At 32.5% G+C, this 17,524-nt stretch carries 11 protein-coding genes and 5 pseudogenes; 1 reads left to right on the forward strand and 15 read right to left on the reverse strand.

Features of this window, described 5'->3' with window-relative positions:
- Positions 1-31 precede the first annotated feature (31 nt).
- The 11 genes and pseudogenes from THESIDRAFT1_RS11395 to THESIDRAFT1_RS11445 all read right to left on the reverse strand — a co-directional run bounded on the left by THESIDRAFT1_RS11395 (position 32) and on the right by THESIDRAFT1_RS11445 (position 11,285).
- A complete protein-coding gene (locus THESIDRAFT1_RS11395; RefSeq protein ID WP_006570445.1) occupies positions 32-1,204 on the reverse strand; it encodes an endonuclease Q family protein in 1,173 nt (390 codons plus the stop codon).
- Positions 1,201-1,740 carry an NUDIX hydrolase gene (locus tag THESIDRAFT1_RS11400; RefSeq protein ID WP_003871244.1) on the reverse strand — a complete coding sequence of 180 codons (540 nt, stop codon included), beginning with the start codon at positions 1,738-1,740 and terminating at the stop codon, positions 1,201-1,203. Before THESIDRAFT1_RS11400 ends, THESIDRAFT1_RS11395 begins: the two co-directional genes overlap by 4 nt.
- A 174-nt stretch (positions 1,741-1,914) precedes the next feature.
- A complete protein-coding gene (locus THESIDRAFT1_RS11405; RefSeq protein ID WP_003871242.1) occupies positions 1,915-2,991 on the reverse strand; it encodes a DUF3866 family protein in 1,077 nt (358 codons plus the stop codon).
- 1 nt (position 2,992) lies between these two features.
- Entirely contained in the window at positions 2,993-3,805 is an 813-nt protein-coding gene (locus THESIDRAFT1_RS11410; RefSeq protein ID WP_003871241.1) for an MraY family glycosyltransferase, read from the reverse strand.
- Between the two features lie 11 nt (positions 3,806-3,816).
- The gene (locus THESIDRAFT1_RS11415; protein ID WP_004396342.1) at positions 3,817-4,503 is read right to left on the reverse strand and encodes a glycosyltransferase family 2 protein; all 687 of its coding nucleotides are present in this window, start codon (positions 4,501-4,503) and stop codon (positions 3,817-3,819) included.
- Positions 4,504-4,513: 10 nt separating this feature from the next.
- A complete protein-coding gene (locus THESIDRAFT1_RS11420; protein ID WP_003871239.1) occupies positions 4,514-5,440 on the reverse strand; it encodes a copper transporter in 927 nt (308 codons plus the stop codon).
- A gap of 12 nt (positions 5,441-5,452) precedes the next feature.
- Positions 5,453-6,573: pseudogene (gene steA, locus THESIDRAFT1_RS11425) on the reverse strand (putative cytokinetic ring protein SteA).
- A gap of 238 nt (positions 6,574-6,811) precedes the next feature.
- Complete coding sequence (gene spo0A, locus THESIDRAFT1_RS11430; RefSeq protein ID WP_003871237.1) at positions 6,812-7,594, reverse strand: sporulation transcription factor Spo0A; 783 nt, start codon at positions 7,592-7,594, stop codon at positions 6,812-6,814.
- 85 nt (positions 7,595-7,679) lie between these two features.
- Entirely contained in the window at positions 7,680-8,993 is a 1,314-nt protein-coding gene (gene spoIVB / locus THESIDRAFT1_RS11435; protein WP_004396343.1) for a SpoIVB peptidase, read from the reverse strand.
- A gap of 119 nt (positions 8,994-9,112) precedes the next feature.
- Positions 9,113-10,812, reverse strand: a pseudogene (gene recN, locus THESIDRAFT1_RS11440) (DNA repair protein RecN).
- A 17-nt stretch (positions 10,813-10,829) separates the two neighbouring features.
- Positions 10,830-11,285, reverse strand: coding sequence for an arginine repressor (locus THESIDRAFT1_RS11445; protein WP_003871234.1), 456 nt, complete (start codon positions 11,283-11,285; stop codon positions 10,830-10,832).
- Positions 11,286-11,478: 193 nt separating this feature from the next.
- Between THESIDRAFT1_RS11445 and THESIDRAFT1_RS11450 the strand changes: the two are divergent.
- Positions 11,479-12,757 (forward strand): annotated as a pseudogene (locus tag THESIDRAFT1_RS11450) (transposase).
- A 206-nt stretch (positions 12,758-12,963) separates the two neighbouring features.
- Here the strand turns inward: THESIDRAFT1_RS11450 and THESIDRAFT1_RS11455 are convergent.
- The 4 genes and pseudogenes from THESIDRAFT1_RS11455 to THESIDRAFT1_RS11470 form a co-directional block, all read right to left on the reverse strand.
- Positions 12,964-13,813 (reverse strand): annotated as a pseudogene (locus THESIDRAFT1_RS11455) (NAD(+)/NADH kinase).
- 49 nt (positions 13,814-13,862) lie between these two features.
- Positions 13,863-14,657 (reverse strand): TlyA family RNA methyltransferase, encoded by a 795-nt coding sequence (locus tag THESIDRAFT1_RS11460; RefSeq protein ID WP_006570450.1) that lies wholly within the window; start codon positions 14,655-14,657, stop codon positions 13,863-13,865.
- A 2-nt stretch (positions 14,658-14,659) separates the two neighbouring features.
- Positions 14,660-16,521, reverse strand: a pseudogene (dxs, locus tag THESIDRAFT1_RS11465) (1-deoxy-D-xylulose-5-phosphate synthase).
- Entirely contained in the window at positions 16,515-17,117 is a 603-nt protein-coding gene (locus tag THESIDRAFT1_RS11470; RefSeq protein ID WP_006570452.1) for a hypothetical protein, read from the reverse strand. The pseudogene dxs and the gene THESIDRAFT1_RS11470 overlap by 7 nt, the downstream one beginning before the upstream one ends.
- Positions 17,118-17,524 lie beyond the last annotated feature (407 nt).

Consider the following 17,524-nt stretch of genomic DNA (forward strand, 5'->3'; position numbering starts at 1 on the left):
ATTTATGATTCAAAAGGGGACAATATTCCTTTTAAGTTATAGTAACTTTGCCGTATATTCCTCCTCCTCCCGCTGAAACATCCAATTTCCCTTCTCTTCCTCTCAAAATATTTAATGCCTTTGAAGTTCCTATCACTTTCTCTAATTCTTCATAAGGTACATGATGCAAAGCATACAATTCACTTCCAAAGTAATTCACCAATTTTTCGATAGTCTTACCTCCAATATTAGGAATAAATTCTAAGGGAATTTGATAGACATATAAAGGTCTAAAAGGAGGATGTTTTGTATCATAATCTTTAATTTCCTCTATTCTGTCCTTTACACCTAAAACTATATTTGAACTTCCACATTTTAAGCATTTTTTTACAGGAGGTCCTTCCTTCGCAATATAGCCACAATCCAAGCAAAAAGTTCTGTGGTATTTCCCTAATTTAGGATTTAAGCCATAATTTTTTACAATTTCTCTTCCCTTTTCTCTTTTTATAGCCAACAAAATCTCCTCAAAATTTGCCTCTTTTATATCAAAAACATTAAACTCTCTGCCTATTTTTTCTAAAGAATGGGCATCTGAATTGGAAAGAAAAGTTTTATTTTGTAACTCCTCAATCTGATCAGCCATATCAGAGTCCGCGCTAAGGCCTAACTCTACTCCATAAATATATTGATAAAAATCTTTAAAGACATATTTAAGCCTATCAGTAGAACTGCCATAATAACTTTTAAAGGGAGTAAAAACATGGGCGGGAATCACAACCCCGCTGTATTTTTCTGCGATTTCAACAACTTGCACACTTGTAAGATTTACTCGTTGAGAGCTTAGATTTATATTTTTAATGTATTTAGAAATTTCTTGAGAAAACAAAGAAATACTCTCAATATCTCTAAAATAACAAGTTAAATGAGGAGAACCCTTTTCCTCTTTGCCAATTTCTATTTCACTGCCTAAAATCAAAGTAACTTTATTTTTATACCTAAGCCCTCCTTCTTCAAGGGAGAATAATATTCCTTCTTGTATATATTCTTTTAACTCCTCCAAAATAAGCGGAGAAGCGCCATCTACAATGCCAACTATATCAATTCCCTTTAATATACTTTTTTCTAATATATTTAAAACAGTTAAATTTTTTGAGGCCGCAATTTTTACAGGAACTCCTTTTATACTCCTTGCAACATGAACATGCAAATCTCCGTAAAATCTCATAAGCTACTCCTCATTTTTAAATAATATAAAATTCCAATTATCGTTTTAGAATCTTTTATTTGATTTTGTAAAATCATTTCCCACAATTCCTCTGGAGTATATTCATATAATTCTAAAAATTCGTCCTCATCAGGTTGAGCAGTGTATTTTTTTAAATCTTTTGCAAAATACAAATACATTTTTTCATTAGAAAAACCGGGAGTAGTATAAAAAGTAATCAAATGCTTTATAAAACTTGCTTCATAACCTGTCTCTTCTAATAACTCTCTTTTAGCACAAATCAAAGGGTCTTCACCCTTTTCTAATTTTCCTGCCGGTATTTCTAATAAAGACTCCTCTGCAGGTTTTCTATACTGTTTGACTAATAAAATCTTTCCTTCTTCATTAACTGCTACTATGGATACACCGCCAGGATGCTCAACTATTTCTCGCGTAGTAACTTTTCCATTAGGCAGTTTTACCTCATCTACTCTTAAATTTATTATTTTCCCTTCAAAAATCTTGTTGGTGTTAACTGTAACTTCTTTTTGTTCCAAAATTCATCTTCCTTTCTATGTATAATTTTAGCAATAAATACATACTATAGAAATGAGGTGAGAAATATGATTATAGTGGGAAACACTCTTTATTATGCTGGAAAATTTTCCACCCTATTATTTTTATTAAAGGAACTAAATAAAAAATACAAAACTTTAGGAGAAGTAATCAAATCAGTTTCGCACTAATTTAAAAGACACATAAAGGGCTGCAGCTCCACAAGCATTAAAAAAGTCTGGCTCACTTTCATAATTTCTTCCCATTGTTGTCAATTTAAGCCCAGATTCTTCTATATATCTTTTAGTAATGGAAGACTCCACAAATTCTATTGTAAATCGCGAAAATACTGGATTCGAAATTATTTGTTCTTTTATTATCTTCTCTTTTTCTCTTTCCATTGTAGGAAAAGTCAAAACACAGGAACTGTTACACAGCTCTAAAACAGTTATAGTATGGTGACTTATCCCTTGATGTCTCTGCCTTTTATCATTAAACCCAATTCTTGGGATAAGTACAGGCTTACCTCCTAATTTACTTGTAGCATCTATTATATGGGCTTGTTCTACCCCTGAAAACCCATATTTGGTTCCTGTGCCTACTATTCCCGGTCCCATCGTTACTATAACAACATCTGCTTTTAACACTTCCTTTGCACCTATCAAAGCAGTATAAATATTTACACATTCATAATCTCCTCCAAAAGCATGTCCAATTGTAACTGTTTTATCTATTATTCCCCTCTTTTTAAGCTCAAAAACTGTATTGCTGAAACTAATAGGCAGACATCCTCCATCTGTCATCACATATGTAATTTTAAGGTTAGGATTTGTACTTTTTAGCACTAAGGCTACAGGCGCTACCATACTGTGAAGTTCTCCAACTATTACAGGTAAATCTTCTAAACTTTCAAACTCTTCAAAAGCAGTGTGATAAGGACTGTTTTGCTCCTCCATAGTCAACACATTTATCTGAAAAGGCGTATATCTCAATTTCATAATATGCCCATTTCCCACAGCATCGTATTCAGAGTATTTGAGATTTACAACTATAAAGTCATAGCCACCTGTCCCAAGATTTAAAAGGCGAGCAGTTCGGTTTACATAAACTTTATCTCCTACTTCTATTTTACCAGTTATATCGTCATAATTTAAAGCTAACGCCTTTTCTCCCTCTGACTCAACTTCCACAACAGTTATACCTTCTCTTTGTGCAACAATTTTACTTACTTTAGCTAAATAAACGCTAATCACATTATCTTTCTCCTTTTCTTCCTAACATATCGAGGTAATTTAAGACTTTATTTTTTTCGATTAAAGCAGTTAAAGAATATTTTTCTGTAAAAATATGTAATAAAATTAGCAACGCCAATATTATCAACCTGCCATATAAATCAAAAATAAGAATACTGCTTATTCCCAAAGACATTCCTAAAACATTTGATCCAGTGTCCCCCATCATCACATTTGCTTTTAAATCTTCTGGAAAATACACTAAAAGAATCATAGTCAGCAAGACTAAGAAATGGGGATGGGTTTTCCCGATTATTAGAAAAATTAAAGAAATAACCAAAAAAGTTTTTCCGCATCTTCCAGGTCGCAAGTCTACAAGGTTTAAAAAATTCGTAAAAAGTGCAATTATCAAGGTATTTATTATCAATTCCTCTATATTATTTTTTCCAACATTAAAACTCACATAAAAAGCAATTAAAATTCCTGATAAAGCCTTTAAACTGCCTGTAGTAGGCTTTCCTTTTAAAAGCATAGTTATATGACCCTTTAGCCCTCTTACACTTCTGTCTCCTAATACATCATCTATAAAACCGACAAAAGAAATCAGTGATAAGCTCAATAAAATTACCTCTTGATATTCTATTCTAACTCCAAATAAATTGAGAAGTACAATTGACACAAATAAAGCAGGAACAAATACAATACCACCACAAACAGGTATCATAACTTTTTTATAGTTTTCCTTCAAACACAAAGGCTTGTTAATAATGCTATAAAAAAGCTTTTTTGTTATAACTGTCATTATTAAAGGAATTAATATTTTAGTCCAAAACACTATCTCACCTGCTATTCTTTAATATTCTTTGAAAACAACTTATACACTAATACTTTTAGTATATCCCAAAACTGCTTACCTCTGTGCAGGAAGCCTTTCAAGTTTCTCCCTGTAACAGAGTGCGTCATATTCACTTCTACTTCTTTTATTTTATACCCTTTCTTTAATATATCTATTGTCATACCAACTTCTATTCCAAAACCTTTATAAAAAGTTTTTAAACTCTCTAAAACCTCTTTTTTAAAAGCCCTTTGACCTGACAAGACAGATTCAATTTCATATCCTGTAAAGTATTTTACTCCTTTTCTGGCTAAAGTTTTAACAAAGCCAAATCCAGCTTTTATATTTGTCTTTGGAAATTTAGCAATTGTAACATCTGCTTCTCCCTCAAGAACAGGCAATATAAGTTTTTTGACTTCTCGTGACGAAAGACCTACATCTGCATCTAAAAAAACTATCACATCATTTTTTGCATATTTCAAGCCTTCTTTTAAAGCTGTCCCTTTGCCAACATTTCTCTTCATATTGACTATTTTAGCTCCTGCTTTTCTTGCCTTTTCAGCAGTACTATCAGTTGAGCCATCATTTATTACGATGACTTCATCAACTTCTTCAACATCTTTTAATCCCTTTATGGTATCAATTATTCTTTCTTCTTCATTGTAAGCAGGTATCAATACACTAACTTTTTTATTCATCTATCTACCCTCACTTTTTAGAATTAGCAGAGGAATTATGTGTAGAATTGTCAGTATTCATAAAAGAATCTGGCATTAAGCTCATTGCACTTTGCTTAATTCCATAATTTCCTTCTTTACCCTCCATTACCATTATAAGCGACGTCTGCCCTATTATATCCTCCACATTATCTATTGTGGAAATATGCTGTTTTTTATACGCATCAATATAGGAATATTTAGTATCACTTTGTTCAACACCTACAATAGGAACATTAAGTAGCTTCACTTGTTTTATAATGGGAATATCTATAGAAGCTACATTATTATCTTTATTATTACTTCCTCCAGCTATAATTACAAAATCTGTATTACCTGGAATCCCTGTAAAATCTATATAACCATTTGTCTTTAAATAATTAATAAGGTCCACATCCTGACCTGTTACAATTGCATTAGCTAATTTTGAAACTACAAATTCATTCAAATGCTTTTCGTCTACTGTAACTCCATATTTATTAGAAAGGAAGTTTATTAAATTTTGCACTTCCAATTCATCGCCAGTATCAAAACTGTCTTTTATAACAGTAATCGACTCAATAGTAGCTCCTGCCTTTAAAAGAGCATTTCTCATGCCAGAATATATAAACTCATTTGTAGTTTCAATAATCGCTACTTTCACTCCCGTTAATCTATCAGCTACTAACTCAGGAAAAATAATTTGATGATATTGATTGTAATACCCTATCTGTTTATTTAACTCTTGAACAGTGTTTTTTAAATTATTATTTTCTGTTTGTAAATCCTTAAACTTTTGTTCTAACTCGTTTATAATTGCAGTTTGTTGCTCTGAAAAAACTTTTTGGCCATCTAACATAAAACCTATAAAAATTCCAATTCCTAAAGCAATAAAAATAGAAGCAATTGTCAAAACATAGTATTTAATATTTATATTCATAGAAAGTCCTCCTCAAAATCCGATTAAAAGGCGAATTCTAAGTTGTAATAGCTTCAATAGCTGCTGCATAGGTGGTGAAAAATACGCTATTACTCCAAGAGGAATCAATGCTGCCAGTATAATGCTAAATATATAAGAAATTTTAAAAGTTTCTCTGTACAGCTTATTTACTCCTTTGGCATCGATTAATTTTTCTCCTACTTTTAATCGCACTAAAAAAGTGCTTGACATTCCTTTTCTCCCTTTTTCCAGAAAATCAATCATGCTGGAATGGGTCCCTACAGCCACAATTAAGTCAGCACCTTTTTCAAAAGCCAAAAGCATAGCTATATCTTCACTTGTACCTGGAGCCTTAAAAATTTCCGCTTTAAGGCCTAATGCCGTTACTCTTTCCAAGCCCGGCGCTCTTCCGTCGGGATAGGCATGAACAATAATTTCCTTAGCCTTTTTTAAAGCCTCATCGCTTACACTGTCCATATCTCCAATGACTATGTCAGGAACAAGGCCAAACTCTAAAAGAGCATCTGCCCCTCCATCTACCCCTATTAAAATCGGTTTTACATCGTTAATATACTGTTTTATTGTAAACAAATCTTCTTTGTAATCCTTTCCTCTAACAACCACAAGAGCATGTCTATTTTTAAAACGAGTTTTAGTATTAGGTAATTCAACACCACCCAAAATAAAATATTTTTCTTTTTTTGCATACTCCAATGTATTTTCAATAAATTTATCTAATTCAACACCTATGTTTTCGCGACTTTCCTGCAATTTATAGTTTATAACGTCCTTTGTAAGAAGTTTCCCGCTTTTTATAAACACACCATCTTTATATATTTCATTATCTATTATAGTGATTTTGTCATTTTCTTTCAACAAATCAAAAATATCCTTCCCAACATCGTCAATAATTGGAATTCCAGCCTCACATAAAATAGAAGGCCCCATGTTAGGATATCTGCCACTTATAGACTTATCAGCATTTATGACTGCCAAAACTTTTTTTCAACTAAGGATTCAGCAGCCACTTCATCTATATCTCTATGGTCAATTATAGCTATTTCTCCAGAATTTAGTCTTTTTGCTAAATTTTTAGTTCTTTTATCCATTTTAATTGTACCTGTTATTTGCATACAAGCTTCCTCCATAAAGTAACATCCCATTGTTTATTATTATAGCATAAAAAATTTTTACATGAAATAAAAAGTCAACATGTCAATCACATAAAATATGCCCTCTATTTGTTTTTTTAACAAACAGAGGACATAACTTATTTGTCGCCGTGAAAATTCAATATTTATCGCCCTATTTTATGTTTGTTGCCCTTTTGAAATGGGAGGTTAAAAAAGAGAAAGCAGGTATCTACCCCTTTTACCCCGCTTTCATCCCCAACCTCAATTTATCAGCAATAAGCGCGATGAATTCTGAGTTTGTCGGCTTACCTTTTTCGTCATTTATAGTATATCCAAAAAGTTCATTTAAGACTTCTGTTTTGCCCCTGCTCCAAGCAACTTCTATTGCATGCCTTATAGCTCTTTCTACTCTGCTAGGAGTAGTATTGTACTTTTCAGCAATTTTAGGATATAACATTTTAGTTACAGAATTTAAATACTCCATATTGCTAATAACAAGAGAAATAGCATCTCTTAGATACATATAGCCTTTTATATGAGCTGGTACTCCTACCTCATGAATAATTTCTGTAATCATTGCTTCAAGGTCATAATTTTTCTTCGCTTTTACCACAGGAAATACAGTCTTTGATACTACATCTAATTCAGGCTCCATAAGCTCAGAAATCCTTTTTGACAACATAGCTAAATCAAAAGGTTTTAAAATATAATAATCTGCCCCTAATGCAATAGCCCGTTGAGTTATTTTTTCTTGGCCTACTGCAGATAAGACTAAAATTTTAGGCTTTTTTAATTGTTCTTCATTTATCTTTTCCAAAACACCAATGCCATCTAAATATGGCATTATAATATCTAAAATTAACAAATCTGGCGGTTGATTTTTAATGAGTTCAATCGCTTGGTTGCCGTCATTGGCAACACCAACCACTTCAATATTTTCTTGAGTAGATAAATACTCAGCTAAAATAGTAGCAAATTCTTTGTTATCATCTGCTATCCCTACTCTAATCTTCTTAACCAATTATTTAACCTCCCATTGCTAATATTAGTATATAATATTTATTCTACATAATAATTGAATTTCCTTCTTTTTCCCTTAAAAATTTTTAGTTATTTGTAAAAACCTGCTTATTATTAAGTAGAGTATTCATTTCATTAATCATCCATTCTGCATAAACAGCATATCCTTTTGTAGGGTCATTCACAAAAACGTGAGTAACTGCTCCTACCAGTTTTCCATCTTGTATAATAGGACTACCACTCATACCCTGTATTATGCCTCCAGTCTTTTTTAATAAATTCTTGTCAACAATTTTAATTATCATACTTTTAGGGCTAGGAGTTTCTTGATACGCTTTTTTGATAATTTCAATATCAAATTGCTGTATACCTGTATTATCAATGGTAGCCAATATTTTAGCTGGCCCTTCTTTTATTTGGCTTTGATATGCTATAGGAATCTCGCCATACAAATCGTTCTTAAAGTCTTCATACATATTCCCGTAAATTCCAAATTCAGTGTTTTTTAATATATTCCCTATTGTATCAACTTCTTCTAAAAAAATCCCTTTTAATTCCCCGGGTTTACTTCTTCTTCCTTGGTCAATAGAAGTAATTCGAGAATTCATAATCTCTCCATTTTCTACTGATAACATGTGACCAGTATCTATATCAGTTATAGCATGACCTAAAGCTCCATACATCTTGCTAGTAGGATAATAAAAGGTTAAAGTACCTATACCAGCAGTGTGGTCTCTCACCCAAAGACCTATTCTGTATTGTCTATCCTCTTTTGACTTTATAGGATAAATCGTAGTATAAAAGATATTATTTTTTCTATTTATTTTTAACTTTAAGGCTTTTCCCTGTAATTCATTTGCAATTTGTGTAATGTCTTCTGCTTGCTTTATTTCTATGCCGTTGACTTCTAATATTATATCTCCTATCTGTATTTTCCCTTGCTTATAAGGACTATAAATTTTACCGTCCTCCCCCATTATATCTGAATAGCCTACTACTAATACTCCCTTTGTATTTAACTTGACCCCTATCGCTTGGCCGCCCGGTACTACTTTTATTGTCGGAACGATGTCAACACTGATATGCTTTATAGGAAATATTCCAAAGAGCTTAAAATCCAAATTTACTGTGCCAGTGTTTACCGCTTCTATAGTAATAGGTTCTTTCAAATTTAAAACATTTTTATCTTCTGTCTCATTAATTTTTAAAAAACCTTTTTTATCAGCTTGAAAACTTACTTTTATTGGTATATTAAAGTTATAATTAACTTTTTCACCTTGAAAAAATTTAAAACTTGAGGGAGTTTTCGCTATATCTTGTATAGGAGTAAAATAATTTGCAAATACTAAAAAAAAGCTTAAGGATATAAAAAGTAGCAATTTTACTGTATTTTTTGTCATTCTCTCACTTCCTTTTTTGCAGCTTATTTTAATCTAAAATTAACTTAACCTTTTTTAAAGCTTTATATACTGTCAATATATTATCCGATAGTAAAAGGAAGTGAGATTAAACTAAAATATTAAATTTTGCTTTTAAATTGAGATGCAATATCTAATAATTCTTTTGAATGTTCTAAAGTAGTCTGAGTAACATGTGATCCTCCCATAATACGAGCTAATTCATTTATTTTACCTTGATAGTCAAGTTTTTCCACATTTATATAAGTTCTTTCATTTTTTGTAATTTTGGAGATTCGATAATGTGTATCTGCCATAGAAGCGATTTGAGGTAAATGAGTCACACAAATCAATTGATGTTTTTTAGAAAGATATGCCATTTTTTCAGCTACTAATTGGGCAGTTTTCCCGCTTATTCCTGTATCAACTTCGTCGAAAATCAAAGTGGAAATTCCATCTGCGGAAGCGAGAATAGTTTTTAATGCCAGCATAATTCTCGAAAGCTCGCCACCAGAAGCAATTTTAGACAAAGGTTTTAAAGGCTCTCCTATATTTGTAGAAATTAAAAATTCAATTTTATCAAATCCTGTTTCAGTAGGTTCTTCCATTTTTTCTATATTCACTTTAAAATAAGCATTTGGCATATTAAGTTCAACTAAAATTTGATTTATATTTTTTTCTATATTATCTGCTATTTGCTTCCTTTTGAGATGTAATGCTTCACCAACTTCTAAAATTTTTTCCCATAACTTTTGCTGCTTAAGCTTCAATTCTTCTTGCTTTTCTTCAAAATTTAATATATTCTCTAATTCTCTTTTTTATTTTCTTTAAATTCTAAAATATGCTGTATTGTAGGTCCATATTTTCTTTTCAAGGAATTTATTTGATCTAATCGTATTTCTATTTCCTCTAAACTTTGCTGGTTAAAATCTAAGCCATTCAAGTAATCCCGTACCTGTAAAGCACAATCCTCTAATTCATAGAGAATATTCTCCAGCTTATCTTTTAAACCTTTAAGCTTTTCATCTATAGAAAAGGCTGTTTCTAAATTTTTTATTACAACATGTAAATTATCTAAAACAGAAAAGCTCCCACTACCTTCGTACAAAATTTTGTAACTAGAATTCATAGCAGTAAATAATTTTTCGAAATTCATAAGCAAATTTCTTTTTTCTAACAACTGTGTTTCCTCTTCTACGCTCAAATTCGCCTTTTCAATCTCTTCAATTTGATACTTCAAAAGATCAATTGTTTCATTCTTTTCTTTTTCATCTTTAAAAAAACTTGAAATCTCATTTTGTATCTTTCTATATTCTTCTAACAGCTCTTTAAATTTTTCTTTTAAACTTTTAAACTTTTGGTCACCAAAATTATCTAAAATAGAAAGATGTTTTGTATTGTCTAAAAGAAACTGATGCTCATGTTGACCTAAAATATCTACCAAGAAAGCACCTATTTTACTCAAAAAAGAAAGAGGCACTATTCTGCCATTTATCCTACAATAACTTCTTCCACTGCTTGTAATTTCTCTATTTATTATCAAAGTATCATCCTCTTCTAAGCTCAAACCTACTTCTTCTAAAATTTCTACAATTTTATCCTTGTTAGAATCCACAAAAAATATTCCTTCTACGATAGCTTTTTCTTCACCAGTACGTATTATATCTCTACTGGCTCGACTACCTAAAAGCAGCAAAACCGAGTCTATAACTATAGATTTCCCTGCTCCTGTTTCTCCAGTTAATACATTGAATCCTTCTTCAAATTGTATTTCTGCCTTGTCAATAAGTGCAACGTTTTGGATGCTAAGTGCTAAAAGCATAACAAAACCCCCAAAAATCACTTAACTAACTTTCTGAATTTCTCCAATAGCTCTTGAACAGCTTCTTCATTTCTCACTAAAACAAAAATGGTATTGTCACCTGCTAAAGTTCCAACTATATCTTTCCAATTTAATGTATCAATCGCCTCTGCTGCTGCGGGAGCTGTGCCTGATAACGTTTTTATAGCTATGATATTTCCAGCATAATCCACGCTCACTATAGACTCAGATAATAAAGTCATTAGTCTATCTGTAATATGGCTATCTACTTTTCCCATCGGGGCGTATTTATATCTTTTTCCATCCTCTGTTAAAACTTTTATCAGTCTCAATTCTTTTATATCTCTTGACACAGTCGCTTGAGTCACATCAATACCTTGTTTTTGAAGTTCAGCTGCTAACTCTTCCTGTGTTTCAATTTCTTTTTCAGATATTATTTCAAGAATTTTAGCGTGTCGAGCTATTTTCATCATAGTAATCTTCACCTCTTTTACTTTTTATCTTAGACTTGTGCAAAATTCAGAAGCCTTCATTTAAGCCATTCTACAGACATTACTTTTTCCTATCACTCTTGAATTTTTTATCTTTTATGTAGGATTTCCCCTCCCATTTGTCGAATTATTATATATACACTATAAAAAATTTTTAAGAAGGAGGAAATCCTACATGTACCAGCTTCAATTACTTTTAAATATACCTGAACTCTTTACCTCTCAGTCTAAAATTGATTTCTATTCTTCTATGTTTGAAAATCTTGACCTGTCTTCAATACCTGAATTCCCTTCCTCTAGTCCTGGCCGTAAGGGTTACTCTCATCATGCACTTTTTAGAGCTTTTATTGTCATGAAAGCTGAAAGATTTGGCACAATTTCTGACCTTTTAGATTATCTCCGCAATAATCTTATCATTGCTCATCTTTGTGGCTTCGACATTTCTAAACCTCTTCCTTCTTATTGGACTTTTCGCCGTTTTATTAATGAGTTCTCTCATGATTATTTGGCCTCTATCTTTCAAAACCAGGTCAATATCCTCAAAAATATGGGCATTATCTCTGGTGAGTTTATTTCCATGGACTCTACCCCTATTAAAGCTAACACTAAGTTAAATAACCCTAAGTCTTTTTCTAAAAATAAATTCTCTAAAGATAATCAGCCTAACTCTGATAAGGATTGTAAATTAGGCGTTTATTCTGCTTCTAACGATTCTTCTAATAAACGCTATAAGTTTTATTGGGGCTATAAAAATCACATTATTGTTGATGCTATCTCTGGTTTACCCATCGCTGAAACTACTACCCCCCGCTGATGCCCCTGATTTTGAAGTCGCTTTGTCTTTGCTTGAGAAGACTAATAAGTGGTTTAACCTTAAGTATGTTAATTTTATTGCTGATAAAGGCTATGATGTTAAGAAACTTTATAATTATGTTAGAAATATTCTCCACGGTCATTGCTTTATTCCTCTTAACAAGCGTAATTCTAAAAATCCCCCTCTGACTGATGATGGTTATATGGTCTGTGAAGCGGGTATTAAAATGCTTAAAGATGGCAAGCAATATTTTGATGGTTTTATTAAGCAAAAATTTGTTTGCAAGTTCTGTAATTCTAAGGATGATTCTGCCTGCCCTATAAATCATCCTAAATATTTTAATGGCAAAAAGCATAGAGGCTGTACTAAGTATGCTATTATATCTTCTGATTATAGGTCCTCTATTAATAGAGACTCCCTATATTTTAAGGCCGTCTACAAATTGAGAATTGAATCAGAAAGATATAATTCCCGCTTTAAAGCTCTGGATTTTGAAAAGGCTTATGTTAGAAATATTAATTCTGTGAGCAACCTTAATACTTTTGGCCATATTACTTTGCTTACTGTCGCTATTGTAGCTATTAAATTGGGCAAATATGATGAGTTTAGATCTCTTGTTGCTTTGATGCAATCGGCCTAATTTTTATTGAATCTATTTCATGCCATTTTTTAACATTTGACTTCTACAGGATATTTATGCCCTTTTTTAGCTCCTCTTTTTGTCTTTTCTTTTCCCTTACCACTTCCTTTATGTTTGATTGTCAGTGTTGATTACTATATATTGTATGTAATACATATTTTGGTTTTTGATTATGATTATTTTAATTAATTTTGCACATCCCTATTTTATCTTTCTGTAAGTTTGTCCCTCAATAAGTCAAAAAAATTGGTATTTTTACTTTTATAAGATTGGTATATTCATTGCTTTTTTAATGTAAATTATATCTCTATAATCAAGTTTATATCCCTGTTGTCCGTCGGTTGTTATCATTAAATCTTGATTCTCTTCGCTTATTTCCAACCTGAGGACATCCTCTCGTGAAACTATTATAGACCTTGAATATAAAGTATGGGGACATATAGGTGTTATTATTATAACTTCTACTGTAGGATATACAATAGGACCTCCTGCTGAAAGTGAATAAGCAGTTGAACCAGTAGGAGTTGCAATTATTACTCCATCTGCTAAATAAGTATCTACATAGTTATTATTGACATAGGTATTTATACGAGCCATTCTTGAAAAAGCTCCTCTTGTAATGACAATATCATTCAAAGCTCTAAAATTAATAATCTCCATATCATTTTTAACTACATTTGCCTCTAGCATCATCCTTTTTTCTACTGTATATTCTCCTTTATATATTTTATCTAAAGAAACAAACACCTCATTTACATCTACTTCCGTAAGAAATCCAAGATGACCTAAATTCACGGCAAAAATAGGCGTGTCAAAAGGCGCACAAAGCCTTGCAACATTTAAAATAGTACCATCTCCACCTAAAGCAATTATAAAATCGCATTTACTATATATATCTGTAGATTTTCTACCGTATTCATCATAACCCATTTTAGACGCAACTATTTCGTTAAGATATGGTTCAGAACCATGCTCCAATAGCCATTTTACTACAGATTTTGTCACTTCTAAGTCTTTATCTTTATTAATATTTGGAATTACACCGACTTTTTTCATTATAATATCACCACATTTATCATATTCTACAAAAAAACAAATTTTCCTGCTACAAATTTTTAAATGCCTCTTTTACAATTTTCGTAATGTCAAAATTGTGTTGCTTTTCAATTCCCTTTTTGCCGTAAATTAAATATTCTATATTGCCTTCTGCCCCTTTTATAGGAGAATAGGTAATACCTATTATACCGTAGTTAAACTTTTGAAACAAAGTCACAATTTTTTCAATCACTTCCCTATGAACGGCCGGGTCTCTCACGACGCCTTTTTTACCTACTTTTTCTCTCCCTGCTTCAAATTGAGGTTTTATTAAAGCTATCAAATCTCCCTCTGGTTTTAAAAATTTATCTGCAGAAGGTATAACAAGTTCAAGGGAGATAAAAGAAACGTCTATTGTGATCATGTCCACTATTTCAGGCAATGTCTCTAAAAATCTTATATTAGTCTTTTCCATGTTTATGACCCGAGGGTCATTTCTTAAACTCCAATCCAATTGTCCGTATCCTACATCTACAGCATATACTTTCAAAGCACCGTGTTTTAAAAGACAGTCAGTAAAACCTCCTGTGGAAGCTCCAATGTCTAAGGCAATCTTGCCAGTCACATTAATATTAAACGTTTCTATAGCTTTTTGTAACTTTAGCCCACCTCTACTTACATAAGGTAAAGAATTAGTTTTTACTTCAATTGAAGATTCTATGTTGACAAACTCTCCAGCTTTTTCAATTCTCTTGCCATCAACATATACTTCTCCTGCCATAATAGAAGCTTTTGCTTTTTCTCTTGAGGAGAAAAAACCTTTTTGAACAAGCAAAACATCCAATCTTTCTTTTTTTGAAGCCATATTTACCTCATTTCCTTATATTTTTGTAGTATAGTATTTGCGATAGACTCAGCATCTAAATTGTATTTTTTAAACAAGTTTTCCACATCTCCGTGTTCAATAAATTTATCAGGAAACCCCAAACGCAAAACTGGCTTATATATTCCATTAGAATTTAAAAGCTCGAGTATAGCGCTTCCAACACCACCAGCTATGACATTGTCTTCCACTGTAACAATAAATTTAACTTTGTTTGAGATATCAAAAATCAGCTCTTCATCTACAGGTTTGACAAATCTCAAATTGACAATAAAGGGTTGCAAATCAGAAGCTTTTAAAATTGCTTTTGCTTCTAACACCTTTCCTACCATTCTTCCTAATGCAAAAATTGCTATTTCTGTTCCTTCAGAAATTAACTCTGCCTTTCCAAACTCTATACTGCATTCTCTTGTAATATCGAATTCTCCTGCTTTTCCCCTTGGATACCTTATGGCAACAGGGAAGTCAAGATTTCTTGATAATTTAACCATTTCAACTAATTCATTGGCATCTTTAGGAGACATAATCGCTATATTAGGTATAGGCCTCAAATATGATAGGTCAAAAACTCCTTGATGGGTTTCTCCATCCTCTCCTACAATTCCCGCTCTATCAATTGCAAAAACAACAGGTAATTTTTGTATACATACATCGTGTATAAGCTGGTCATAAGCTCTTTGTAAAAAGGTAGAATACACTGCAAAATAAGGTTTATATCCTTGCACTGCCATTCCTGCTGCAAAGGTAGTAGCATGCTGCTCTGCTATTCCTACATCAAAAAATCTTTCAGGAATCAATTTTGCAAAATGAATAAGCCCTGTTCCCTCTGGCATGGCAGCAGTTATTGCAACAATTTTGTCATCTTTTAATGCCATTTCAGTAAGAGTCTTCCCAAATACATCAGAATAAGTCGCCTGCCCCTCATTTACAAACTTACCTGTTTGTATGTCAAAAGGAGCTGCAGAATGAAATTTATCAGGAAATTTTTCTGCAAATTTATAGCCTTTGCCTTTTTTTGTGATAACATGTACTAAAATAGGTCCTTTTATTTTCTTTGCTCTTTCTAAAACCTCTATTAGGCTATCAACGTCATGTCCGTCAATAGGTCCTAAATATGTAAAGCCCATCTCTTCAAAAAACATTCCTGGCACTACTAACTGTTTTACAGAATCCTTAATTCTTTCAATGTATTTATGAAGGCTTTTTCCTATTGGAGGTACAATATTGAGTAAATTATCAACCTCTTGTTTTAATTTGTTGTAAGTAGGGTCAGTTCTAAGTTTACTTAAATACAAAGATAAACTACCTACGTTTTCCGAAATAGACATCTCATTGTGATTTAGCACGACAATCAAATCTGTTTTAGACCTTCCTGCATTATTTAATGCTTCAAAAGCCATGCCACCTGTCAAAGCTCCATCACCGATTACCGCTACAACAGAATATTTTTCACCCTTTAAATCTCTTGCCTTGGCAATACCCAATGCTGCAGATATAGAGGTGCTACTGTGACCTGCTCCAAATATATCATGCACACTTTCCGTTCTTTTAGTATAACCAGAAAGGCCATTGAATTTCCTTAAAGTATCAAACTGGTCTTTCCTACCTGTAATTATTTTATGTACATAACATTGATGCCCAACATCCCAAATTATTTTGTCAACAGGTGAATTAAAAACATAGTGAAGTGCAACTGTAAGTTCAACAATTCCAAGGTTTGAAGCTAAATGCCCACCTGTTTTAGACACCTTTTCTATTAAAAACTGGCGTATTTCTTCACAAAGCAGTGGAAAGTCCTTTTTGTCAATTTTTTTAAATCATAAGGGCTGTTAATTTGTTCTAACATTTAAAACCCTCACTTTCTTTTTTCCTTTTATTATTTTTATAATCGGGCAAAATCTTTATACCCGTGTTTTTTTCTATCCAAGCAAAAATTACAGCAACTGTATAAACAATAGACTGGCTTTTAGCTATACCTATATTTTTACCAATAGCTTTTCCTCCAATTGTAATGGCAGATAATAAACCTCCTAAAATCGCAGTATAAATAGAGCCTTTGGGTCCCTCAAAAGCTAATTTTACAATTATTGCCATCAGAGCAGCACCAGAAACAATTCCAGAAATATCTCCTACTACGTCATTGCAAAAATTAGCCACAATATTAGCATTTCTAAGAAGTTTTATGGCTTCCTTTGCTCCAAATACTTTTTTAGCCGCCATTGCATGAAAAGGTTCTTCTCTGCCTGAAATTACTGCTGTACCTATTATATCAAAAATTATACCAATTAACACTATAAAACCAAGAATACAAAAGGCTACAAGGAGATTGCTCTCTTTTAATGCAACATCAGAAAAAAAATTTAATATAGTGGCAAGAAAAAAGGTTATAATAGTTATATGTAAAATCCACTTATAATTCGTATTTATGTTTTTATTTTTCATAATAAAAAAAGACCTCCTACATGTATAAAGGCAAAGTGGTAGCATATTGGGTAAACTTTGCGGCTTAGGTCCAGTAGGATTTCCCAAGCGTGCACTGAACGTCGCCGTTCAGCGGTTCCCCTTTAAGCCCGCTTCTACCTTGTCGCCAAAGGTAAGACTGGACTACCACTTAGTCCGCACCGTAATCCCCAATATGCCGCCCGGCAAGGCGCAGCCTAGGAGTTTTCCTCAACAGAGGGACTAACCCCTATCCTCTTTTGCAATTCGGGTTTCATCAGCAATAGCCAGTAATTCAAGAGCTCTTTGAATTATGGCTTACAACTGATATCCACCCGAATCACTCAAGGCAGGCTACACTGTCCGCAGCTTTATGGCCGCGAGACAGGTTCATCCTACCCCGTAGCCTG

The organism is Thermoanaerobacter siderophilus SR4 (genome assembly GCF_000262445.1).
GTDB classification, from domain to species: domain Bacteria; phylum Bacillota; class Thermoanaerobacteria; order Thermoanaerobacterales; family Thermoanaerobacteraceae; genus Thermoanaerobacter; species Thermoanaerobacter ethanolicus.